The sequence below is a fragment of the Microvenator marinus genome, from assembly GCF_007993755.1.
Taxonomy (GTDB): domain Bacteria; phylum Myxococcota_A; class Bradymonadia; order Bradymonadales; family Bradymonadaceae; genus Allomicrovenator; species Allomicrovenator marinus.
In genome coordinates this window covers 3,004,108-3,026,037 of record NZ_CP042467.1, presented here as the reverse complement: position 1 = coordinate 3,026,037, position 21,930 = coordinate 3,004,108, and the positions used below count along the sequence as shown (strand labels likewise).

Annotated in this window: 22 protein-coding genes; 5 read left to right on the top strand and 17 right to left on the bottom strand. The window is 56.1% G+C overall.

The window, feature by feature from the left end; all coding sequences use genetic code 11:
- Positions 1-40: 40 nt before the first annotated feature.
- The 4 genes from FRD01_RS12380 to FRD01_RS12365 form a co-directional block, all read right to left on the bottom strand.
- The gene (locus tag FRD01_RS12380; RefSeq protein ID WP_146960074.1) at positions 41-517 is read right to left on the bottom strand and encodes a hypothetical protein; all 477 of its coding nucleotides are present in this window, start codon (positions 515-517) and stop codon (positions 41-43) included.
- A 254-nt stretch (positions 518-771) separates the two neighbouring features.
- Positions 772-1,662 (bottom strand): glycosyltransferase, encoded by an 891-nt coding sequence (locus FRD01_RS12375; protein ID WP_249755582.1) that lies wholly within the window; start codon positions 1,660-1,662, stop codon positions 772-774.
- Positions 1,646-2,776 carry a glycosyltransferase family 4 protein gene (locus FRD01_RS12370; protein WP_146960070.1) on the bottom strand — a complete coding sequence of 377 codons (1,131 nt, stop codon included), beginning with the start codon at positions 2,774-2,776 and terminating at the stop codon, positions 1,646-1,648. Before FRD01_RS12370 ends, FRD01_RS12375 begins: the two co-directional genes overlap by 17 nt.
- A 1-nt stretch (position 2,777) precedes the next feature.
- The gene (locus FRD01_RS12365) at positions 2,778-4,163 is read right to left on the bottom strand and encodes a KamA family radical SAM protein (RefSeq protein WP_146960068.1); all 1,386 of its coding nucleotides are present in this window, start codon (positions 4,161-4,163) and stop codon (positions 2,778-2,780) included.
- Positions 4,164-4,419: 256 nt separating this feature from the next.
- Here FRD01_RS12365 and FRD01_RS12360 point away from each other — a divergent pair, with 256 nt between their 5' ends.
- Positions 4,420-6,207, top strand: coding sequence for an acyl-CoA dehydrogenase FadE (locus FRD01_RS12360; RefSeq protein WP_146960066.1), 1,788 nt, complete (start codon positions 4,420-4,422; stop codon positions 6,205-6,207).
- Between the two features lie 3 nt (positions 6,208-6,210).
- Here FRD01_RS12360 and FRD01_RS12355 read toward each other — a convergent pair whose 3' ends face one another.
- The 6 genes from FRD01_RS12355 to FRD01_RS12330 form a co-directional block, all read right to left on the bottom strand.
- Complete coding sequence (locus FRD01_RS12355; protein WP_146960064.1) at positions 6,211-7,743, bottom strand: acyl-CoA carboxylase subunit beta; 1,533 nt, start codon at positions 7,741-7,743, stop codon at positions 6,211-6,213.
- A gap of 182 nt (positions 7,744-7,925) precedes the next feature.
- The gene (locus FRD01_RS12350; protein ID WP_146960063.1) at positions 7,926-8,696 is read right to left on the bottom strand and encodes an FtsB family cell division protein; all 771 of its coding nucleotides are present in this window, start codon (positions 8,694-8,696) and stop codon (positions 7,926-7,928) included.
- Positions 8,697-8,895: 199 nt separating this feature from the next.
- A complete protein-coding gene (locus FRD01_RS12345) occupies positions 8,896-9,591 on the bottom strand; it encodes an ABC transporter ATP-binding protein (protein ID WP_146960061.1) in 696 nt (231 codons plus the stop codon).
- Complete coding sequence (locus FRD01_RS12340; protein WP_146960059.1) at positions 9,581-10,831, bottom strand: ABC transporter permease; 1,251 nt, start codon at positions 10,829-10,831, stop codon at positions 9,581-9,583. The genes FRD01_RS12345 and FRD01_RS12340 overlap by 11 nt, the downstream gene beginning before the upstream one ends.
- Positions 10,828-12,039 carry an HlyD family secretion protein gene (locus tag FRD01_RS12335; protein WP_146960057.1) on the bottom strand — a complete coding sequence of 404 codons (1,212 nt, stop codon included), beginning with the start codon at positions 12,037-12,039 and terminating at the stop codon, positions 10,828-10,830. The genes FRD01_RS12340 and FRD01_RS12335 overlap by 4 nt, the downstream gene beginning before the upstream one ends.
- 144 nt (positions 12,040-12,183) lie before the next feature.
- Complete coding sequence (locus FRD01_RS12330) at positions 12,184-13,191, bottom strand: hypothetical protein (RefSeq protein ID WP_146960055.1); 1,008 nt, start codon at positions 13,189-13,191, stop codon at positions 12,184-12,186.
- 231 nt (positions 13,192-13,422) lie between these two features.
- On the opposite strand from FRD01_RS12330, the gene FRD01_RS12325 reads away from it, so the two are divergent.
- Positions 13,423-14,499, top strand: coding sequence for a hypothetical protein (locus tag FRD01_RS12325; RefSeq protein ID WP_146960053.1), 1,077 nt, complete (start codon positions 13,423-13,425; stop codon positions 14,497-14,499).
- A gap of 4 nt (positions 14,500-14,503) precedes the next feature.
- Here FRD01_RS12325 and FRD01_RS12320 read toward each other — a convergent pair whose 3' ends face one another.
- The 4 genes from FRD01_RS12320 to FRD01_RS12305 all read right to left on the bottom strand — a co-directional run bounded on the left by FRD01_RS12320 (position 14,504) and on the right by FRD01_RS12305 (position 15,881).
- Positions 14,504-14,887, bottom strand: coding sequence for a PIN domain-containing protein (locus FRD01_RS12320; protein ID WP_146960051.1), 384 nt, complete (start codon positions 14,885-14,887; stop codon positions 14,504-14,506).
- Positions 14,881-15,105: a ribbon-helix-helix domain-containing protein gene (locus FRD01_RS12315; protein WP_249755581.1), complete on the bottom strand. Its 225-nt coding sequence runs from the start codon at positions 15,103-15,105 to the stop codon at positions 14,881-14,883. Before FRD01_RS12315 ends, FRD01_RS12320 begins: the two co-directional genes overlap by 7 nt.
- 85 nt (positions 15,106-15,190) lie before the next feature.
- Positions 15,191-15,475, bottom strand: a complete 285-nt coding sequence (locus tag FRD01_RS12310; protein WP_146960047.1) for a DUF4174 domain-containing protein — start codon at positions 15,473-15,475, stop codon at positions 15,191-15,193.
- Positions 15,476-15,518: 43 nt separating this feature from the next.
- Complete coding sequence (locus FRD01_RS12305; RefSeq protein WP_146960045.1) at positions 15,519-15,881, bottom strand: hypothetical protein; 363 nt, start codon at positions 15,879-15,881, stop codon at positions 15,519-15,521.
- 66 nt (positions 15,882-15,947) lie between these two features.
- Here FRD01_RS12305 and FRD01_RS12300 point away from each other — a divergent pair, with 66 nt between their 5' ends.
- Together FRD01_RS12300 and FRD01_RS12295 are read left to right on the top strand one after the other, a co-directional pair.
- Positions 15,948-16,274, top strand: a complete 327-nt coding sequence (locus FRD01_RS12300) for a helix-turn-helix transcriptional regulator (protein ID WP_146960044.1) — start codon at positions 15,948-15,950, stop codon at positions 16,272-16,274.
- On the top strand, positions 16,264-17,505 hold the full coding sequence (locus tag FRD01_RS12295) for a type II toxin-antitoxin system HipA family toxin (protein ID WP_146960042.1): 1,242 nt from the start codon (positions 16,264-16,266) through the stop codon (positions 17,503-17,505). The genes FRD01_RS12300 and FRD01_RS12295 overlap by 11 nt, the downstream gene beginning before the upstream one ends.
- 1 nt (position 17,506) lies before the next feature.
- On the opposite strand, the gene FRD01_RS12290 is transcribed toward FRD01_RS12295, so the two are convergent.
- Together FRD01_RS12290 and FRD01_RS24340 are read right to left on the bottom strand one after the other, a co-directional pair.
- Complete coding sequence (locus tag FRD01_RS12290; protein WP_146960040.1) at positions 17,507-18,562, bottom strand: hypothetical protein; 1,056 nt, start codon at positions 18,560-18,562, stop codon at positions 17,507-17,509.
- An 88-nt stretch (positions 18,563-18,650) separates the two neighbouring features.
- The gene (locus tag FRD01_RS24340) at positions 18,651-19,142 is read right to left on the bottom strand and encodes a DUF234 domain-containing protein (protein ID WP_283808734.1); all 492 of its coding nucleotides are present in this window, start codon (positions 19,140-19,142) and stop codon (positions 18,651-18,653) included.
- A 372-nt stretch (positions 19,143-19,514) separates the two neighbouring features.
- Here FRD01_RS24340 and FRD01_RS12280 point away from each other — a divergent pair, with 372 nt between their 5' ends.
- A complete protein-coding gene (locus FRD01_RS12280; RefSeq protein WP_146960036.1) occupies positions 19,515-19,697 on the top strand; it encodes a type II toxin-antitoxin system VapB family antitoxin in 183 nt (60 codons plus the stop codon).
- A gap of 52 nt (positions 19,698-19,749) precedes the next feature.
- Here FRD01_RS12280 and FRD01_RS12275 read toward each other — a convergent pair whose 3' ends face one another.
- On the bottom strand, positions 19,750-21,885 hold the full coding sequence (locus FRD01_RS12275; protein ID WP_249755579.1) for an FG-GAP repeat domain-containing protein: 2,136 nt from the start codon (positions 21,883-21,885) through the stop codon (positions 19,750-19,752).
- Positions 21,886-21,930: the final 45 nt, after the last annotated feature.

Sequence of the window (21,930 nt, the reverse complement as noted above, 5' to 3'; positions counted from 1 at the left end):
TTGTTCTAGCACAGATTCCGATGAGGCTACGGTGGGCTTTTTAGATCTGTGGGTTTCGTCCAAGAATGACCGAGCCAGTTGAAACATTCAATATCAAGCCTGCATTGGAACCAAACCGATGCTCTGGAACGTCTTTACGCTTAAGAAGACGTACGCTGGAGAACTCATTTTTCTCCAGTTCGTGGTCAAGCTCGCCGTCCTCGTCAACCACAAGAATCGTCGAGTATCCCACGTCAATCGCTTTGGCGATAACGCCCGCCATACAGGCCATTCTAATTCCTAAACACCAGTCGGGGACCAACTCTAGGAAGAAACTCGGCCTTGTAGGCGGCTCAAAGCTCTGGATGAGCTTTGTGGTCTGAGAATCAATCAACGCGATCTGCGTCTCGGAGTAACCTTGGTCCCGCAAATTGCTCCTATACGTCGGCCAGCACCATGCGCCCACAAAGTCTGGCTCGCAGTACCAAGGTGCCGGAGTTCGATCTTCGCCAGGTGCTCGCAACTCTATGTATTCCACAATTCATACCTCGCTATGCCCTCGTACACACTCTCTCGCCTCGGCCAAGGTCGTCAATTGCGTTGAGTTAAAATTCGAAAACTCGGTACGTAACGTGCCAGATACGCATTCTAAAGTAAGAGGCGTCGGGCTTCAACTTGCTGCCTGTCTTCGATTTCCGGAAGGCCTTCGCGTGCGCCACGCACCACCATGTCGGCGTGTCTAAGTAGAGCCTCTTTATCCTCGGGTCGGCTTTCGAAGCTCGGTCACTTTCTTCAAGAGGACGCCCCGCAAGAGGTGGCTGGTTTGGTCGCGGAATTCTTCGGAAGTACGCCTGCTGCGTGGACATAAGGAAGGTCGGGCGCAATCACCGAAAGCCCTACCTCCATAGCCTCGTAGAGCGGCAGCCCAAGGCTCTCCGCCTCCGAAGTCATGAGCAGAAGGTCTGCCTCAATCATAGCGCGGTGAATCTCCGCCCGACTCAAGTCTGGGTAGAACTGGATTTTTGGGTGCGCCCCCTCAAGCCCTACCGCCGAACACGCCGACTCAGGATGCGCCTCAGCCCACTCCACAAGGCGGTCAAACCGTTTATGCGGCGCATCGTTTCCAACCCAGAGCACGCGGTGGGCCGCAGGTGCTAGGACGGGGCCGTCAACCGGCGGCGGCAACTTGGGAATCACCTTCAAGAGCCTGGCCGTCACTCCATGATGAGCCTTCACGTGATCCACCATATGAGGGGTTTGCACCCAGACCGTACCCGCGCTCTGGGCGCTCAGATGCGTGAGCTCTTTCAGAAGTTGAAGCCGTATTTGTGCGGGCTTGGAGAAGAGGCGGCGCGCCGGCTCGTAATAGAGCGCGTTATGGATCAGGATTTGATGGCGCTCAGGATCCGCGTCCCGAGGCGGGCGTGCAAACCCTGTAAAGGAGATGGACTGGCTGTAGCGTTGGCACGTTTCGGACCAACCAAAAGTGGCCCAGGCGGTGCGAGCCGCATACGTGTTCGCGATGCACCGAACCTGCGCAACCCCAGGGATTAGCGGGTCGTCTACCAGCGTATAGACGGTGATTTGCTCAGCTCCGGCATCCCACATTTTGGCGATATACGCGTCGAGCACCGCGCGGCCGCCGCGCGACCCAATTCCAGGGGCTTCAATGACCAGACGCATGGCAGTACACGTGGTAGAGGGCCTCATAAATCACTTCGGGGTCGAACTCGGTGACCATGCGCCTGCGCCCTGACTCGCCGTGTCTTCTTGCGAGCTCAGGGCTTTCTAGATAACGCTCGATGGCTTCGCGTAGCCGCGGCACATTGCGTGCCGGAACCAACGTGCCTGTCACCCCGTCTGCCACTGCGTCCACACAACCTACAACCTCGGTCGCGACCACCGGAAGGCCCATCGCTGCGGCCTCCAGAGGCACGTTCGGAAAACCCTCTCGGTACGTGGGGAGCACCAGTAGGTCCATCGCCGCGTAGAATCTAGGTGTGTCCGTTTGCCACCCCACGATATGAACATTCGGCGCATGGCTTAAGAATTCACGGGTCGACTCAGGCACCGGATCTCGAGGCTCGTAATCGCCCACAATCAGCAGATGGTTCCTAGGATCTTCGCCAATCTCTCGCCAGGCCGTAGCCAACTCCCGCACACCCTTGTCCCCCACAAGCCTCCCTACAAAACCCACCACACGCGCATCTTGTGGAATGCCTAGCTCAGACCTCGCCATTTGGCCCAGATTCGCGTTTGGTGCGAATCTCTGAGTGTTGACCCCGTTTGAGCCCTGGACGAGCACAGTGGAGCGCTCAGTAGTAATGAGGCCCTGCTTTAGGGCTTCAGCCCTGAGGGAATGGCTCTGACAGATGACCAGGTCTGCGAGCTCAGTACTCGTGGATTCGGCCGCGGCCAGTAGCCGGCGCCGCGCGCCCTTGGCTGTGAGCGTAAGCAGGCCCCGCATATGATAAATCTTGTAGGGTACACACGCGGCCGTGGCGGCCATCATGCCCAGGAGCCCACCTTTGGGTGTGTGTGCGTGCACGATATCTGGCCGGATGCCGCGGATGACGCGGGCGAGCGCACGCACGGCTTTGAGGTCCTCCAGAGGTGTGATGGCACGCGGCATTTCTACGCCGTAGACCGGCACGCTATGTGCCGCACCAAACGCATCGAGCTCCGCCCCAGGCGATGAAATCACGTGAACGTCCACGCCACGCTCGCGCATCCAGTCGATCTGCCCCGCGATAAAAATCAGCGAAGTCGGAACCGTTGTGACGTGGACGACCCTCACGTTAGCGGCACGCGTTGAGCGCTTCGTCTACCATGATGCGGCGTTCCACGGGGTCTCTCCAACGCTCTCGCATGTCCTCGGTGAGGCTGTGCAACGGGTCGAAGTAGAGGAACTTCTGGCCCGGCTTGACGCTCGGCGCCGTGAAGACGCTCACGCCGGTCTCGGTGTTGTAGTGCTCAAACGAGTGAGCCACGCGCTTTCCGCCGCCGCCCGGCGCGTCCACCACGAATACCGGCGAGTTGAAGCCCGCGACGCTTCCGCGGATGAACTTCTCGATGTCGATATTGGTCTTGAGCGATGTGCGCAAGTCCTCTACGCCTCGCACCATATCGTGCTGGTAGACGTAATAAGGGTGCACGTTGATCTCGCTAAGCCTTCTGACGAGCTCCTGCATGACCTCGGTGGTGTCATTGACGCCCGCCTGAAGCACAGACTGGTTTCTGAGCGTGATGCCGCGCTCGAAGAGCACGTTCATCGCTTCGCGCGTGATCTCGGTGATCTCGTTCGGCGTGTTGAAGTGCGTGTGCAAGCAGACGTGCTTGTGGAGCTTTCGGCCAAGGTCGTTTACGGCGGTCAGTGCGTCCACCCAATCAGTGTCCGAGAGAACTTTCATCGGCATGACTGCCGGCCCCTTCGTCGCAAAACGAATTCTCCGGATATTCGGCATGTTGAGCAGTCGCTCGCCGATCATCTGGATGTACTTCGCGGGCAGGTTGAACGCGTCTCCGCCGGAGATGACGATATCCTCAAGCTCAGGGCGCGACTCGATATACGCAAACGCCTGCTCCCAACGCTTAGGGTCCACCTTGAGGTCCACCTTTTCAACCGTGTCTGTGTCCACGCCGATGGCGTAGCTGCGGGTACAGAAGCGACAGTAAACCGGGCAGGTGTTGAGCGGCAGGAACAAAGCCTTATCAAAGTATCGATGCGTCAGACCGGGTACCGGCGCGTCTTCTTGCTCGTGCAAGGAGTCGAGCGTCAGCATCGGGTGGTCTTCGTAGAGACGCGAAGCTAGCGGGATAAATTGTGTGCGAATCGGGTCATTCCAAGGGTCCTGCCAGTCGATCAGACTCAGCAAGTACGGGGTGACGCGCACGGCCATTGGGGCCAGGTGGAAGCCGCGTTTTGCGTCCTCGATGAACTCCTGAGGCGCGGTGCCTTCAAGCATCTCGATGAGCTTCTTCTCTTGATAAAGAGAGTTCTTCATCTGCCATTTGAAATCGAGGAAGGTCTCGCGGTCGACGTCAAACATCGGGCGCCAGAACTCCCCGTCAAGCAGGTTGCGGTGCGTTAAAGACGCGGGATCCACGGGTGGTTTGGTTTTGCGCTGCTCGGGCGGCGCGGCGTGAAATTTCTCGGGTACAATAGTTTCTTCAGCGGTGCTCATAGCTCTCCTTTGACACCAAGTTCTTCTCTCACGGCTCGTCACGAACAAACGTTCGTATCGTGAGTTGGAATTTGGCGCGGCGGGCCGTAACCGCATACCGAGTCCACGCTCTCCTCCCCGGAGAGCCCGGCCCTAGTTTCATCCCAAGAAATCAGGCGATTGTCAAGGTCCGACCACCTTGATCCGTTGACTTGAGGCAAGCCGGCGGTTAGTATTCAAAACGTGAATGAGCGGTCATTCATTTATGGAGTAGATCATGAGTCAGGCAGCGCCCAAAGGTTGTTCGTTCCTCATCCAAGACGTTGGAAATGAGGAGATTTTTTGCCCGGAAAAATTCTCAGAGGAACAACATATGTTCGCGCAGACCGCGCGGGACTTCATGGAGCGCGAGGTTCTCCCTCATGTGGAAGCCATGGAGCACGGCGACTTCGACAAGATGGTCGAACTCCTCAAGAAATCAGCGGAAGCCGGATTCCTGATGATGGATATCCCCGAGGAATACGGCGGCCTAGGTGTAGATAAGTCCACGAGCTTCATCGTCACCGAGTACATCTCACAATACGCGGCGTTCTCCGTGACTTTCGGCGCGCACACTGGAATCGGGACCCTGCCGCTCCTACTCTTTGGAAATCACGAACAGAAGACCAAATGGCTGCCAAAACTGGCCACCGGTGAACTCATTGCCGCTTATGCTCTGACTGAGCCGGGGAGCGGCTCGGACGCCATGGCCGCCAAAACCAAGGCCGTTCTAGACGAAGACGGTGAGCATTACGTGCTCAATGGCACCAAAATGTGGATCACCAACGCGGGTTTTGCGGACCTTTTCACCGTGTTTTGTCAGGTGGACGGCACCAAATTCACGGCATTTTTGGTGGAGCGGGACCGCGCGGGCGTAGACGTTGGGGCCGAAGAAAAGAAGATGGGCATCAAAGGCTCGTCCACGCGCCAGCTAATTCTAGAAGACGTGCGTGTCCCGAAAGAAAATTTGCTCGGTGAAATCGGAAAAGGGCATAAGATTGCGTTTAATATTCTGAATATCGGGCGTTTCAAGCTCGGTGTAGGCGTTGCCGGCGCTGCAAAACGCGCCGTGGGGCTCGCCGCAAAGTACGCCGAAGAGCGCCAGCAATTTGGCCAGTCGTTGAGTGAGTTCGGCGCGATACGTGCCAAGCTTGGCGATATGGCGACCCAGATTTACGCGCTCGAATCCATGGCCTACCGCGTGGCTGGCTATATGGACGAGAGCCTCGGCGCGCTCGACACCAAGGCCCCGGACTATATCCAAAAGATGATGGACGCCATTGAAGAGTACGCGGTCGAGGATTCGATCATGAAAATCGTGGGCTCCGAAGTTTTGGATTTTGTGGTGGATGAAGCCGTTCAAATCCACGGTGGCTACGGGTATTCGCAAGAGTACGAGGTCGAACGGCTCTATCGCGACGCACGCATCAACCGTATTTTCGAGGGTACGAACGAGATCAACCGGATGTTGATCCCGGGCACCATCCTAAAGCGCACGATGAAAGGCGAGTTGAATCTCTTCGAGATGATTCAGAAGGTGGAGGCGGAGCTTGGGAGCTCCAAACACGCCACCGCGCCTGGGCAAGAGGACGACCCCGGGCTCGCGCTCGAGATCTTTCAGACCGAACAAGCCAAGCGTGTAGCGGTCTACGCCGCGAACCAGGCTATTCAAAAGCATATGGCGGACCTGCGTGAGCAGCAGGAGATCTTGATGGATCTGGCCGATATGATTATTCAGGTCTACCTGGCGGATTCTACCGTGGCACGCACACAAGAGGTGGTTCGCCTAAAAGGTGCGGGCGCAAGTGCGCCACACCGCGCTGCGTGCCGGCTCGCCGTCTCCCAGGCGTATCAGAAGACGGTCGGACTGGCTGAGAATCTCATGGCCCACCTGACTCATGGCGAGAAGCTACACGCCCATCTGGACAATATCGCTCGCCTTGCGCCGCGCTCCCGCGTGGACCAAATCGGCATGCGACGTGTGGTGGCTGACGCTGTGGTCGAGAAAGAGAAGTACCCGTTCTGAGGTTTAAACTGGGGTGACGGCGCGCTTCTTGAGCGGCCAGTCTTTCTCTTTGGTCTCGTAAACGTTGAGGCGGGCCTTGAGTTCGTCGCGAAGGTGTTCTTTGGGCACGATATGGTCCACCACCATCTCGCTCGCGAGTCGGAAGATATCAATATCCTTCTTAAACTCTTCGCGAAGCTCTTCCACATAGGCGGGACGTTTGTCTTCGGGCATCGCCTCGATCTTGTTCGCGAACACGGCGTTGACCGCGGCTTCTGGGCCCATGACCGCGATCATGGCTTCTGGAAGTGCGATGCTCACATCGGGCTCGAATCCCGGGCCGCACATCGCGTAGAGACCTGCGCCATAGGCTTTGCGGACCACCACCGATAGCTTAGGGACGGTCGCTTCGCTGACTGCCGAAATCATCTTTGCGCCGTGGCGGATGATGCCTTCGCGCTCGACTTTGGTGCCGATCATGAAGCCCGGTACATCGGCCAGGAAGATGAGCGGCACACCGAAAGCGTCGCAGAGGTTGATGAAGCGCGCAGCCTTATCGGCTGAGTTCACAAAGAGTACACCGCCGAGGTGTTTGGGCTGACTCGCCACAATTCCCACGGAGCGCCCGTCGATGCGGGCGAATGCGGTGATGAGCTCTTGAGCGAAGAGTTTTTTGATCTCCAAGAACTCCGAGTCGTCCACCAAATGCTTGATGACCTTCTTCATGTCGAAGGCCTTGTTCTGGTTCTCGGGGATGAGCTCGTCGAGCGACTTCTTCTGCTCTTGCGGAGCTTTGGGCTCCATGAAAGGCGGCTCTTCGTGGCAGTTCGACGGAAGATAAGAGAGGTAGTCCTTGCAGAACTCGATCGCCTCTTGTTCGGTGTCAACAAGCACATCGCCGCAGCCCGAGACGCGGCAATGCATGTCTGCACCACCCATTTCTTCGAGCGTCACTTTCTCCCCGATAACCATCTCGGCCATTCGCGGCGAGCCGAGGTACATGCTCGCGTTGCCGTTGACCATGACCACGACGTCGCAGAACGCGGGGATGTAGGCTCCCCCCGCGGCCGAGGGGCCAAAGAGCAAGCAAATCTGAGGCACAAAGCCGCTCAAGCGAACCTGGTTGTAGAAGATCTTACCGGCACCGCGTCGACCAGGGAACATCTCGATCTGGTCGGTGATGCGCGCGCCCGCGGAATCTACGAGGTAGAGCATCGGGATCTTGAGCCGCTCTGCGGTTTCCTGGATGCGGATGATCTTTTCAACCGTGCGCCAGCCCCACGAGCCAGCCTTGACGGTGGAGTCGTTGGCCATGACGGCCACTCGGCGCCCCTGAATTTTGCCAACGCCCGTGATGACGCCGTCGGCCGGTAGGTCGCCCGCATTGATATTGGCAAACTTGCCGTCTTCGATCTCAAGCCCATCATCGAGGAGAAGGTTTAGGCGCTCGCGGCAAAAGAGCTTTCCTTGTACGGAATTCTTCGCGTGGTACTTCTCTTTGCCGCCTTTGAGGACCTCTGCCTCCCGCTCACGTAAAATCTCATCGTGCTGACTCATCAATAAACCTCATGATTGTAAAGGAGGGCTCAGTCCTCCTTGGATGCGCGTTGTAGAGCTCAGAAGTAATCATATGGGCTAAGAGCCTTTGTAAAGACTAAAAGCCCAAAACTCTGAAAGCCCCAGCTTTCAGTCATTGTTGTTCGGGAATAGTGTAGTGAATTGGCAGCTCAGGTCTCGGACTATTCTCCGAGTCTTGCCTGAAGTTCTGCGACCTTGGCCCGAAGAGCCGCGACCTCAGCTTTGAGAGCCGCGACCTCAGCTTTGAGAGCTTCGTTCTCGGCCCGAAGAGCCGCGTTCTCGGCCCGAAGAGCCGCGTTCTCGGCCTGCAACGCTCGAACCAGTTCACGCGTTTCGTTATCGAACTTTAGACGTTCTTCTCGACGAATGGCTTCGGTCTCTCGCTGAATCCATTCATCGACCTTCTTTCCAAACGCCTCCATCCGCTCATCGCTGATTCTTCCTTCTTGACGTCCAATACTCATGATTTCCTCCATCAACACACCCTTGGCTTCTAAACTAAGGGCATTCTCCGATAATATCAACTCCACAAAATCCATAAAATCCTCGCCGTTACTCGGGATGCGCGCCATGTGCTTCAGCCACGCGTTCCTCGGGGTGTACTTCAAGGTCGAGGTCGAAATGAGGATGATCGGCCCCATTTCAAGGGGGCCAAATCTCCAAATTCCCCAAGGACCGAAAGGCTCAAGAACCTCCTTCAGCTTTAGCAAAGTCGACGGGTAGCGATGGCAAAACACTACCAATGCCGGATGCAAACCCTCTTGTCCTGCCCGAATGTAGCGGCTCGAAGCCCTCGCAATCCGAATCCGAAACCCAGCAAAATCTCTAAAACTCAAAGAATCTGACGAGTGTTCTATGGCCACCATTCGGTTGGACAAATAGAGAGCCAAGGGACCCCAAAGGGCAGGTCCTGCCCCTTTTGTGATCGCCACAGATCCTTCCAGTTTATGGGTTCGTAGGGTTTTTAGGTTCGGGTCAAATGCCTTCAAGATTGCTAAACACCAAGCCTGGTGCGGATATCGTATTTTTTCGTCCATATCAGTTACCCTCCAGAAAGGTTGGGAAAATAAAAAAGTGGGAAAAGCTCCCACCTATATTTTCGGACGAAAAAGCGAAGTGTTGAGGATTTTTTTACTTTTTTTCATCACGGACGATACGACCGTCCTTGAGTTCGATGACACGGTTCGCCACATCCGTCATGGCTTCGTCGTGGGTAACCATCACGAAGGCAGTCCCGAACTTCTGCATGATGTCCTTCATGAGGGCGAGGACCTGCACGGTAGTCTTTGAATCTAAGCTTCCTGTCGGCTCATCGGCGAGCACCACACGAGGTTGGTTGGCGAAAGCCCTAACCACCGCCACTCGTTGCCTCTGGCCGCCCGAGAGCTGCGACGGATAGCTCTTGAGCTTCTCGCCGAGCTCCACCATTCTCAGCATCTCCGCCACACGTTCAAAGGCCTCGTCCTCAAACGATTTGCCCCGAATTCTGCACGGCATCAACGCGTTCTCCATCACATCAAAATCAGGCAAAAGATGATGAAATTGGAAGATGAATCCGAAGAACATTCGCCGAAGATCGGCGCGCTGGTCCTCGTCCATCTCGTGCACCGCGCGTCCCTCAACCTCGATTCGGCCAGACGTCGCGCTGTCGAGGAGGCCCGCGATGTTAAGCAACGTCGTCTTCCCAGAACCACTCTTTCCAAGGATCACCGCAAAATCGCCTGGGTAGATGTTGAGGTCGATATCAAAGAGCACGGGCGTTGGGACCACGCCCTCGTACACTTTATTGACCCCAACCATCTTGATAACCGGTTCACTAGTCTCCACGGATCACCTCCATCGGGTCGACGTTAGCCGCTCGCCGTGCGGGGATGATGGCCGCCAGAAGCCCGAGTGCGGTCGACACAATAATGGTGACCACAATCAGGTCGGCAGAGAGCGCAAAGGGGAAGAGTGGGCCTAGCTTTCCGGTGCCCGGCTGAGCCACACGAATACTAGCAAGCCCCATGACTAAAACGGATCCGAAGACCGAACCCACCACGGATCCGAGCCCACCTAGAAACGCCCCCTGAATCGCAAAAATCGCGCGAATCTGCCTTCGTCTCGCCCCCATCGCCTTCAGAATCCCGATTTCACTGAGCTTGTTTGTGACGAGCACGATCAGAATGCTCGCAATGGCGAACGACGCCGCGAGCCCCGTAAAGCCGGTAATCATATCGCTCGAGCGTTTCTGCGCCTCCAGAGCTCCGAGCAGGCGCGCGTTATCCTGCGTCCAGTCACGGACTTCATGGGGCACCTGCCGTGACATTTGCGCCGCGATTTCGGGCGCAGCGAACACATCCGAGACCCGGATGCCAATACTGGTCACGGCTGACCCAAGCCCGAGCAGCGCCTGTGCGTCGCCCCGCGGGATGAAGACCGCACCCTCATCGAGCCCCGAAAAACCACTTCGAAAGATGCCGACCACACGCTTATCGGTGGCCGCCCCGTCAGAGCTCGTGATCCGAATTCGGTCCCCGAGGTCCACCCCGAGCTCTTTGGCGAGGTCGGCTCCGATGGTCGTCTCACCCGCTCCCATTCTGTAGAATCGCCCGCGCTCTAGGCTCGGCTGAATCGGCACCACACGGTCGTATTCACGTGGTTCAATTCCAAAAATCCTGACCGATTTTCGCTGACCACCTCGTGAAGCAAAGCCGGCTCCCTCGGCAAGCGGAGCCACCGCAACTACCTGAGGCCCGAATTTCTGCGCGTAAGCCTGCCACTTGCGCCAATCCTCAATCGTGATCTGCTCACGTGTCCATGTTGAGCGCTTCCCGATGACGTGTTCGTCTGTCGTCGAAAGTGAGTCCGGTTTAATGGGTTCGCGGGGAATTGGCTCGATTCGGATATGTGCGATGGCGCCGGTCGTTTCCTGCACGAGCTGCACCCGCAGCCCCTCGATCAGCGCCGTCAGGAAGATGACCAGAATCACGCTCACACCCACTACCACCATGGTCAGCGCAGTCAGCCGTCCCGACCCCCAAAGGCTTCGCCAAGCGAAGCTCCAGGCTAAGCGGTCCGGCATCATTTCGCCTCTTTGGCGCGCACCGCGTCACCTTCGGTAATCGGGGCTGCGTTCTTGATGACGCTGATTGGCAGTGACTCCGCCTGGATCGCAAGGTCTTCCTCACCTTCAGCCACGACTTTGATTTCACGGCGCCGTGCTCGTTCATCCTCCACCACGTAGACGTATGCCTTTGAATCCTCGAAGACCACGGCCGACCGCGGCACGGCGCGTGCCTCAGGTAGGCGTTTGAGCTCGATAGCAATATCCACGGTCAATCCCGGTACGATATGTGCCGGAACCGAGTCTGGCTTGAGGTAGATTCCCACCACGCCGCGCTCGGAGTCTACATCCGGTCCTACCCGTATCACCTTTGCGGCGAACCTTTCTTCCGGGAGAGAAGGAAACACCAAAGTCGCTCCCTGACCCGGCGCTATCCGCAAGAAGTAGTCCTCGTCCACTTCCGCAAAAATCTCCATCCCTTCGGTCTTTGCGAGGGTCAGAAGAGTTTGCCCTGGCGCCACATTCTCTCCCGGATCAGCCTCAACGTTAGTCACAAGGCCGTCAAACGGCGCCGTTATCGTGGTTTTGCCAAGTGCAGCTTTGGTCTGATCTAAGTTTGCCTGAGCCTCGGTGACGCGTGCCTGTGCCACTCGAATATCTTCGGCACGGGGTTGTTCCCGGAGCTCTGCAATCCGCGCTTGCGCGCTCGCCACTTGAGACTCTGCGCGCCGGACATCTGTGCCGGCTCGCTCCACAGCGGCCGTAGTTTGCACACCGTCGCGCGCCATAGCCGTGCTGCGCGCGAGCTCACTCTTGGTCTGCGCAAGCGTTGCTTCGGCGGATGACAACGCAGCCTTGGCATCATCGAGTTGTGCCCGCGTGGGCCCAGTACGGGTGCGGGCAAGCTCCCGTTCAGCGATTGCCAGTCGAGCTTCGGCCTGTTGAACCGAGAGTTTTGCGTCCATTGGCTGAAGGTCGACCAACGCTTGACCGGCTCTGGGGCGGGCTCCACGCTCTACGTGAACGGTGGCTACGCGCCCGGCGAGTTCTGTTCCCACGTTGCTGACGGTCGGAGAGTTGAGGCGGCCGGTCGCTACGTAGACCTCCACGACGTCCTTCGATAGCACCGGGACAACCTGAACTTCCGTGGTTCGTTCGGAGAGCCAAAACCAAGCCCCGATACCCAAAATTGAAATCGTGACAATTGCGCCGACAGCCTTTTTCTTCATCGAAGTCCCGTTCGTAAAGGAGGGCTCCGTCCTCCTTGGATGCGCATCGCAAAAGTTCAGAAATATCCTCAAATGCGCAGGACTATCTAGATACCAAATGCCCTTGCGATCCGATAGTAGAACACAATGACAGGGGTTGAACGCCTAAAAGCCGCCGTGGAACGTGAGCCAGCCTGTGTGGCCGACGTCTCCGTCCGTGACGGTGAGGTCGTAGTTTGGGATGAACTTGAGGTAGTGGTCGTCAAAGAAGATCGTGGTGCCGAGCGTGACGCGATGTGTGGTCACGCCACCATCGTTCAAAATGCCATAACGTGCGCCAGGCCCAAGCTCCACCTCTTTGTAGATCGGGAAACGGTAGAGGCCGTGTACATAAGCACCCCAGTTGAGCTCCTCGGACTCGGAATTCGGCGAGAGCAAGACCTCGGCCTGGATATTCCACTGATCCGTCCAGTACAAGACCGCAAAGTCGAGCGTATGAGGGTAGGGCGCCGGTTGCACAAGCGCGCCCATAGGATCGTCAGGAGACGCCACCAGGTCATTGTCCGCCAGCACGAGTCCAAAATACGCAAAGTGGAACGCGAGCCCACTCTCAAAATTGAGGCCCACGCGCCCGCTCACGTAATTTCCTTCACCCTCAGGCAATAGCGCAATCTCCTCGGGAGCCGGCGCAAACCAACCGAGCCTCAAATCGAGGTCCATCGTACCGATCGGAATGGTGCTCAAAAGCTCAACACCTGGCAGACGTTCTTCGTTCAACGCCCGCAACATCGAGCGCTGCACAAATGGAATCTTCGAGGCGCTAACCAGATATTCAGCCGTGGTGGGCCTTCGGTAAAATCCGGCTTTGACGTGCAAGAGATCTAGCGGCTTGAGTAGAACGTAGACGTCCACCACCTCAAACGTACCGGAGTTTCCTTCAATACGGACATAACCCTTACCCCAGGAGTTCTCCATCGCCCCACCAAGACGTACATATTGAAAAAACGGTTCCTGAGTAAACTCGCCGTCCTCGCTTTGAACCACCCAACCGAGTCGCGCGAGCCCCTCAACACTGAGCTTTCGTTCGCCGTCCTCGAGCAACGTGTAAGACGAGGCTGTGAGAGGAGCCAAAAGAGCGATTAGACCCACGACCAGCGATAGTTTCGAGCGCATAAATCTCCTTAAAAAATTGGTATCCAAATCACTATCTCAGTCGGTTTAGATGCAACTTAGAAAGCCAGAGGAACGAACTATCGGAGGGCTAAGCGCGGAAACTGCGCGATTTTGCTCGATTTCGTCAATTTTTGACTTCGAGGAACCCCAAACTTGATCTAAGATTCTGACAAACCTTTATATCGTCCGCGACCCGCGGACCAAGCCCGCTAGTAAAGGGGGGAGAAACACATGGAAAATAGCACTCGAAATATTCTGATTGGCGTCGTTCTCGTCGGCCTGATTTTCTCGGCACTTTGCTGCGTGGGCGGAGTCGCGTACGTCTTCATGACCGGAGCCGTAGTCAACGAGGTCCAAAGGGATCTCAAGAAGTCCGAGACGGTTAAGAAGGATGCGCCCAAGGAGAAAGGGAAGAGTCGTGTTGGGCTCCTCAGCGTCAAATATGACGTCGACAAGTTCTGGAAGGAGGCTCGCCAAGACGGCTGGAAAGTCCCAGCGGTGCCGCGGCTTAAGGCACCTGGTGCGCAAGAGGCCAAAGGTGAGTACAAACGAAGGCTCACAGTCACTCCAGGTAGCCCACCTTACGCCAAAATCTTCAGCAAACATCCTGAAATGAGCGCCCTGCTCGCCGGAGCACTCCTCGTTGACGGGAGGACTGCGGAGTTCGCCCGAATTCTTGGGAGCGATAGCGAACCGATCGAAATGACCGCTTCATTCGCGTTCTTGGGGTCGTGCGGCAAACTGGTTCGCCGAGAGTATCATGGCATGTTCCAAAGCATTCCTGGCCCAGGTGATTGGTATTTCACCTACGACTACACTACCGAGCATGGATGTTTCCTACGGGTCGACGTGGGCATCTTTGATGTCAGCGGTACGGATTTTTTCGTCCCGACCAAGGTTACGTTGTTTTCGGACGAGTTCCCGGTCCTGACCACCCGCATCAAATCCATTGATCACACCCGCGTTCGAGAGATCTCGAAGCGCTACGGCCCCGCGACTTTTGAGAAAGTCTACAAAGCGCGTCGCGCCGGCATGAAAGCCCAGCAATTCTTTTCCACCCAGCTCATTGGTAACGAACAAGCAATCCGAGAAGTCGTGCCTAAAGCCAAACTTGTGGACTTCAAATTCATCACGTCCTCCGAACATGGCTTGGAGATGCCGGGCCTCGACTACCACTTAGACCTCAACGGAAAACAGTTTACCTACCGAGTCTACTGGCTCCCCCTGCAAGTTTTTAGTGGTAAGAAAGCGGACGCCAAAAAATTCTTTCTGGTAGGAGAAGATATCTTCCCGGGTCGCTCTCTCTAGCAAGCTACAGGGTATATGGTACTTCGATGCGGGGGTCATTCTCGCTGAAGTCCCGGGTGTTTCGTGTGGCGAGTTTCAGATCAAGATTAAGAGCACAGGCCAATTGAAAGGCATCTGGGAGGCGCAATCTGAGAGTCCTGCGCAATTCTGCGGCGGAGTCCGCGACCTCTGAACTCAATGGTGCGAATTCGAACTCCGCCAAAAGTCTGCTGATAAGACCAAATTCGTAGTGGGATTTGGTTCCTGCGAGTACTTCCGCCCTTGTGATGGCACTGATCCAGACCGGGGTTGAGTTACGGTGTAGGCTTGCCAAGTAGTCGGCTGAGGCCTGAATTCCATTGAGGTGGTCAATCAAGACCACAGAGTCAAGCAAGACACCTTTCACCATTCATCTCTCAATCTGTCTACGTAGGCTAAAGCATCCTCGCCCCCACGAATTCCAAACGTTTGGTCCAACAGCGTCGAGGTATTCTGCGCGGCAGCCCTTTCCATATGTTCGCGAACGGCTCGACGAATGATCGAAGCCATGGATACTCCCTCAGCTTTTGCCATGCGATCGAGGAATTCTTTCTCTTCCTCTTCTAGGGCTATTACTGTTCGAATCACGTCTTTTTCTCCGTCATGTGATATCGCTACGTCATGAATACGATATCACTATGCGGCTCGGCGAGCAATAGTGCGCGCTAAAAGGTCAAGGGTCGGATTTCATTTCCCGAATTCTCATTGGCATCGCGTCGATGGTTTCGAATAGCATTTCGACCGCAACGGCCTTGTGGCTCCGAAGCTTCTCGGTGCCGTCCTTCCCAACCAGGATCAAGGTAAAGGGCTCGGAGACGTCCCAGGTTTTGGCGAGCTCGGCCGCGAGGATGAGCACGCGGTCTGACCAGAGATGGGCCTTGAGGTCGTCGGGCGGCTCGGCCATGGCGTCAAATGAGAACATGAGAATGATAACAAAAAGGAAAACGCGCATGTCCATTAGATGTGGCCGCCCTCTGAGAGGTGCGTGTCATGCGCGGTCCCTAGTACGGTAGGTTTCCGTGGCCACCCTGGTAGCGGTCGAGCTCCTCGATCCACTTGATCCACTCTTTCACCCACGCCTTGTAGGGATACGGATGAGGTCGACCATTATCGGACCACGCATCGAATGATTCGCGTGTGCCGTCGGCATAGTAGTTGACCCAATCCGCACTGCCGCCAGAGCCTCGATAGTTGGTCCCTCGTCCCGCACCTTTGCCGTCTAGTTCAAGGCTTCGGATGCACTCGCCGTACTCGAAATAACCCAAAAACTCCAGGTGGCCATCGGCGTAGAACCGAGCAACCAAGCCGTTCTCCGCGTCCTCGGGATAAGTCCCCGAGAGATAGTTCCTATCGATGAATGTCATTTCATCTCTCCAAGCGCGCACGTGTGTATCGAATACTGTACTTTAAGGGTCTTAATGTGTACTATGATGTACATGAAGAAAAGAGCCTACTCAAAGTATACACTGGAAGCTATCAACCTGCTCGCCGCTCAAATCAAACTTGGCCGAAAGGAGCGCGGGTGGACCGAAGAAGAGACGGCTGAGCGCGCCGGGATTTCCAGGACCACGCTGCGAAAAATCGAACAAGGTGATCCCGGGTGCGCTCTAGGACTCGTCTTTGAAGTGGCCACGCTGGTCGGCATCAAACTCTTTGATGACCCGGTGCCCATTCGAACTCAACTTCAGCACGCAGAAGACAAGATTGCCCTTCTTCCTCAGCGCATTCGCATCCCCGAGGTAGACGATGACTTCTAAGCCTAACACAGCCTTTGTGTGGTTTTGGTTGCCAGGGGCTGTAGAACCTCGCGTTGTGGGTCGTCTGGATTCAGTCGGTGAATCGCTCATATTCACTTACGGTCGGAACTACCTCGAAGCCGCAGGCGCCGTATCCCTCTTCACTCCGGAGCTGCCACTCAAGAGAGGTCGAATTCCGAACCCCGATGGACTTCTGATGCCGGGGGTGATCCGAGATGGTTCGCCCGACGCTTGGGGAAGGCGTGTGATTCTGAACGCGCGACTAAACAGGCGAGGCTCGGACGCAGAGACCTCGGATCTCGGTGAGTTAGAATACCTCTTATACTCGGGATCGGACCGAATCGGTGCCCTTGACTTCCAAGAGTCACCCGACGTCTACGTTGAACGGGAATACCCCAAAGCCACATTGGAAGAGCTTCTCGAGTCGGCGGAACGAGTGGAGGAGGGCGTTCCGCTGAGTCCGGCTCTCGATGCTGCCCTCTTGCACGGAACGTCGATTGGTGGGGCGCGTCCAAAGGCTTTGCTGGATTCCGATGACGCCAAATTCATTGCGAAATTCTCGTCAACCTCAGATACCCGCGATGTGGTTAAGGCTGAGTATCTTACGATGCGATTGGCACTCCGCGTGGGCCTCGACGTGAGCGAGGTATCCCTCCAACGCGCATTGGGCAAGGACGTTCTTTTGATTCGACGGTTTGATCGGGAGCTGGGCGCAGATGGTTGGCAACGGCGGCAAGTTGTTTCGGCCCTGACGATTCTGGGGCTCGATGAAATGATGGCGAGATATGCGAGCTATCCTGACATGGCCGAGCGCATCAGGCACGGATTTTTTGAGCCAGAATCGACACTTAGGGAGCTTTTCTCTCGTATGGTCTTTAACGTGCTTTGCGGCAACACTGACGACCATGCTCGAAACCACGCCGCGTTCTGGGACGGAGAGTTGCTGGCCCTGACACCCGCATATGATCTTTGTCCGCAGCCCCGAAGCGGCAACGAAGCCAGTCAAGCCATGTTGATCACCGAAAAGAGCCGCGAAAGCAATGTCAGCACCTGCATTCAAGCCGCACATCATTTCCTTCTGGATGAGCGCGAAGCCAGGCAAATCATCGAAGCAGAAATAGATGCCATCCATGACGCATGGGACGAGATTTGTGACGAAGCCGAGCTGGATTCAGTTCAAAGGCGACTCTTGTGGGGGCGGCAATTCTTGAACCCGTATTCGTTGAGATAGTTTATGTGAGGTTGTCGTCTATCAAAGGTACATCGAGTTCACGCGCGAGGATTCGTGAGATCGATTCGACCCATTCGACGTCAAACATCAGGTCGATACCGTCGTAAAAAGGGTTGAGATACGAGTCAGGGTTGTGTCCGACCGCAACCTCAACTCTCTCGCCATCCGTGGTCTCCAAATCGACCCCCAGTTTGGCCCAACTCTCTGAAAGCCAGCCGCGCACGCTCACAATCTCGGCTCGCTTTATCTCTCGCTTCGCGGTCCAAATCGAGTCCGGGTATAGCTTCGCAACCTTGGTACCTCTATGCCAGAGGCGAAACGGAGCCTCGGTCCACACAAAACGCCGCCGCATGGTGAATGCCATCTCGTCATCATAAGCTGTGGTGGGGCGCAGGGCCTCGAACTCATGGATATCTTCGGTGAGAATGTAGGCGTCGAAAACGCGAATGCAGGCCTCAGACACCACGTAGAGCGTGACGCGTTGAGCTTCTTCGAGCTTCCAACCACGCACCATCAACACCTCAAGACCTAAAGCCCTGTATCGCTTAATGACCGCTGCAGCCTCGCGAGCTTCAACTGGTGTTTTGGCTGGCGCATCTCGCACTGGAGATGCAAGACGACAATGGGCGAGTTCGACCTCTGTCTTGCCTTGGACATGCGCAATCGCCGCCTTAATCGTGTTGAAAAGTGGTATGGCGTTGGTCTCATCACCAATGGAAAGACTCCCGATTTCAACATCTGGCGGCAGGAGACGGTCCATATCAAAGCCGTATTGGACCCACGCTTCGTCCATGGCATAGACCTCCCGCAACAATCCAACTCCCATGAACGTGGTGCGCACCTCGATGGACTGCCGCGTAATCAGCAATCTGAATCGGTATCCCAACACTACGGTCCAACCCAGTACGAGGGGCACGACCATCCACTTAGTAAAGAAGAAGGGAAACAACATCAGCGGGAAGACCAAACCAGTCCAGCCCCAGTAGAGTCCCGTGACAACTACAACGTCAGACTTCCATGTCTTTACCTTAAATGAGCGTGGGTGCTGGATAAACATCGTGCCTCCTTTTCTAGGTTGGTCAACCAACCAACAAAAGATAGCGCTGAGATGGATTTAGTCAAGAGTCGCGGGTTTTGGCTCGTTCTTACGAGTAGAGATCCTCTAAGGTCCAGAGTTTCGCAGGGACTAGACCTTCTTCTACAGCCTTCACGAAATTCTTCTTAAATCCGCCTGAAGCCACATAAATGAGGCGAGCATCGGGCTCCAGGGCCTCGCGCGCCCAGCCTTGTCCTGAAGCGGCGAGCCGGTTGAGTTGGTCCATGTGCTTCTTGTGGAGTTCTAGTCCGACTGGCCGGGCATTCCACTTGATTGCGCCGGTTAACATCTTACCGTTCAGTAGCCGCGACACAATATCGATTTCCACGCTCTGACGTTCTCGGTCTTTGCCCTCCCAGCGGCTCCATTCCTGAGCTGGCTCATCGGATATACGGACGTAGGCCTCTTGAACAATTCGTTCAAAGATGTGTCCCATGTACGCGTCGATCTCTGCCTCGATTTGGTTTTTCCAAATATCAAGCGCTGGTTCTCGCCCGAGCGCCGTATGATACTTGGTGACGAAGGTGTAGTAGAAACGCAGCGCCGGATCGGCTATCCGATATCTCCAGGCACTCGTTGGTCCCGCACCGAAATTGCGTGAACGCTCAACCCAACCAAGCCCCTCAAGCGTTTCGACTTTTTCGCGAACAAGATTATGTTTGTCGAGTCCGACCCTGTCTGCGATCAGCGAAAGCTCGGATCTACCGGACCCGATTGCATTCAGCTGGTGAGCAAATCTGTAGGTGTATAAACCTATAGGTGTGCAAACCTATAGGTGGGTAGATGCATTCTGGGTGGCTTGGTCAATCTCCAAGAGCCGGTTTGGTCTCTTCTTGCTCTCCCTAAGTACTCCAGACTTGTTGACCCAGTGTTCAAGAATTGAGATCGTGATTCTAGAAGGTGGGTGATTGCAATGAATATCAAGAATGATGAAACAGTTCCTTTGGCTCAAGAGCTTGCGGTGCTTGGCGAGTCGAGTACTCAGAACTTTTTCGATGAGATCCGCCGCATTCAAGATGATTACGGCACCTCAGACCTTTTTGATCCACGCGAAGCAGACGAGATTCTGGGATTTGGAGAGGACGGCCTGCCATGAAGCCTCAGTAGATAACGCAAGACTGCGGAAGCGATGAAATGTGGACCCCGCATTAAAGGGGTTCAACAGGCCCCACCACGTTGTTGTCCATTCGGCATTCCTTCCATGCATTCGCTGATTCGTCATCATTGACCACCACGTACAACTCGCTTGGCTCCGTCTGAAGATTCAATTCGACCATTGTGCTCCCCAACACATCTAGGGTTCGTGTGGTTTGAGTCTGCCCGATTGGTGTGCCCGAGTCTTCTGGGTTGCCGTCATAGAAGCTTACCGTGACTCCAGGGGGCACTGGTGCATCGCCGAGATTGCGCACGCGCGCCGAAACTTTGAGTTCAGGCTCGCGCTCTACAAATACTTCAAGGGTGAGATCTGGCGCGGCGTTCGGAGCTCCAAGCAAATCCTCGCCGGATGTTCGTGCGGCACGAGCCCAGTGGCCGTTTTCAGCCCCAAACACGCGGACGCCGGTCGTCTTCTGCCCACCACAGTTGATCGAAGAATAGTTGTTGCTGACCACAACGATTTCAGCGAATCCGTCGCCGTCCACATCTGCAACCACGGGCTTCTCGCGGATCGTGCCGCTCGTGTTACACGTCGAAAACTGCACGTCTCCATCGGTGCCTCGGTAGATTCTAAACGTGGCCTCGTCTGCGTAGAGCGCCTCAGCGGCTCCGTCATTGTCCAGGTCAAATGCGGCGGCGCCGGTCTGCGCGGACGAACAGTCCTGTGCCGGCACGCTCCATGCCACGGTGTCGCCAGTTGCCACGGCTGAGTCCATGAGCCTTGCACCGTCGTAGACCTGGAAGCTGAAGCCCGTTGCAACGCCCACATCCAGCACGCCGTCGCCCGTGAAGTCAGCTACCACAGGGGCACCGCCACCGCTGTTACAACCCTGCGCCGAAGGACTGAGTTGACAACACGGATTTGGAGATGCGGCTAACTCGAAGAGGTCGATTGTGCGCACGATCTCCCGTGAGTTGGGCAGGGTGGTGTCAACGCGCCAGATCGTGATTGTGTGGGAAGCGAAGTCGACCGAGATGATCTCGGGAGGTCCTGCTGCGTCGAGCTGGCCAACGGCTACCGATGTCGCCGGGAAGTCGCCCGCCGCGATCAGGGCGCCGCTGGCATCGTAGACATTGCTGGGATCGACGATGTCCAACGCACCATCGCCGTTGACATCCACGACACTGAACTCCTGTGACAAACCAGGCAGGTTCACTTTGGTCGCCCCTGTAGCACCATTGAGAATCTCCTGACCCGCGATGACTTCGACGCTTCCATCTTGGTCGACGTCCGAGATCACAAGTGTTCTGCACGTGCCGAGCGGCTCGCTCAACCACAAAGAACCACCTTGCGCGTCATAAGCTTGAACCCTGTTGTTCGAGTTGCAGACCACGACCTCGTTGCCCGGAACGCCGTCGATATCCCCAGCGGCCATGCCGGCGATCGGTTCGTCAGCGGTCTGGTCCAAGCCGAGCTTTTCTACCACCGAGCCGTCGACTGCGCTGATGGCCATGAGTCGAGCGGAGTTGCCCGCGTTGTTATTGTAGTCATTTCCCTCAAAGGTTAAGAAGACCACCTCGGGGATATCGTCTTGGTCGGCATCGCCGTCGCAATCGTCGTCGTCGAGTTGCACGACGACCGGCGTCATCATCACGCGATCATTCGTCGCGGACTCATTGCCCCATGAATATCTGACGCTAGCCGCAAGACCCCCGTCGGGCTGATGTGTACACGCCCCCAACGAAGGTCGTGCGACGCATGTTCCCCAGGGCAATGCGCCAGCTGGTGGACACGCCAGCCCATCGGCAGGAGGCGTACCGAGCTCGATGGGTGCTGTGAGTTCGCAGTAGTCGGTGTCTTCACAATCTTCGTTTCGCTGGCAGAAGCTCCCCGGTGCTACACAGCTCCCAAAATTACAGAACTCCCCATCGCCACAACATTGCTCGCCGCAAGGCAGCTCGCATACGCCAGCATCGGTACCCATGTCGGCAGCATCGGTGGCCATGTCCCACCCGGTGTCATCTCCCAGATCTTCACCGGAGTCTTCGACCATATCCGCACCGCTGTCTTGAACCTCCATATCTGGGAGACCAGCATCAGGGCTCGGGTTCGGCGTGTTTGAGTCATCGCTACAACTGGTCAAACTAACCAGCAGTACCACTAGAAATATCATTTTATTTTGGATCATGAGGCACGCTAGCATTGCTTGAAAATGCGCTCAACCGAACCTTCA

Bases quoted from the DNA above. Each gene is read 5' to 3' on its own strand.
- FRD01_RS12355 (WP_146960064.1), bottom strand. From the start codon at position 7,743: ATGAGTCAGCACGATGAGATTTTACGTGAGCGGGAGGCAGAGGTCCTC.
- FRD01_RS12295 (WP_146960042.1), top strand. From the start codon at position 16,264: ATGACTTCTAAGCCTAACACAGCCTTTGTGTGGTTTTGGTTGCCAGGG.
- FRD01_RS12330 (WP_146960055.1), bottom strand. From the start codon at position 13,191: ATGCGCTCGAAACTATCGCTGGTCGTGGGTCTAATCGCTCTTTTGGCT.
- FRD01_RS12365 (WP_146960068.1), bottom strand. From the start codon at position 4,163: ATGAGCACCGCTGAAGAAACTATTGTACCCGAGAAATTTCACGCCGCG.
- FRD01_RS12280 (WP_146960036.1), top strand. From the start codon at position 19,515: ATGAATATCAAGAATGATGAAACAGTTCCTTTGGCTCAAGAGCTTGCG.
- FRD01_RS12325 (WP_146960053.1), top strand. From the start codon at position 13,423: ATGGAAAATAGCACTCGAAATATTCTGATTGGCGTCGTTCTCGTCGGC.
- FRD01_RS12360 (WP_146960066.1), top strand. From the start codon at position 4,420: ATGAGTCAGGCAGCGCCCAAAGGTTGTTCGTTCCTCATCCAAGACGTT.
- FRD01_RS12320 (WP_146960051.1), bottom strand. From the start codon at position 14,887: ATGGTGAAAGGTGTCTTGCTTGACTCTGTGGTCTTGATTGACCACCTC.
- FRD01_RS12300 (WP_146960044.1), top strand. From the start codon at position 15,948: ATGTACATGAAGAAAAGAGCCTACTCAAAGTATACACTGGAAGCTATC.
- FRD01_RS12375 (WP_249755582.1), bottom strand. From the start codon at position 1,662: ATGCGTCTGGTCATTGAAGCCCCTGGAATTGGGTCGCGCGGCGGCCGC.
- FRD01_RS12305 (WP_146960045.1), bottom strand. From the start codon at position 15,881: ATGACATTCATCGATAGGAACTATCTCTCGGGGACTTATCCCGAGGAC.
- FRD01_RS12290 (WP_146960040.1), bottom strand. From the start codon at position 18,562: ATGTTTATCCAGCACCCACGCTCATTTAAGGTAAAGACATGGAAGTCT.
- FRD01_RS12335 (WP_146960057.1), bottom strand. From the start codon at position 12,039: ATGAAGAAAAAGGCTGTCGGCGCAATTGTCACGATTTCAATTTTGGGT.
- FRD01_RS12340 (WP_146960059.1), bottom strand. From the start codon at position 10,831: ATGATGCCGGACCGCTTAGCCTGGAGCTTCGCTTGGCGAAGCCTTTGG.
- FRD01_RS12310 (WP_146960047.1), bottom strand. From the start codon at position 15,475: ATGGACATGCGCGTTTTCCTTTTTGTTATCATTCTCATGTTCTCATTT.
- FRD01_RS12275 (WP_249755579.1), bottom strand. From the start codon at position 21,885: ATGATCCAAAATAAAATGATATTTCTAGTGGTACTGCTGGTTAGTTTG.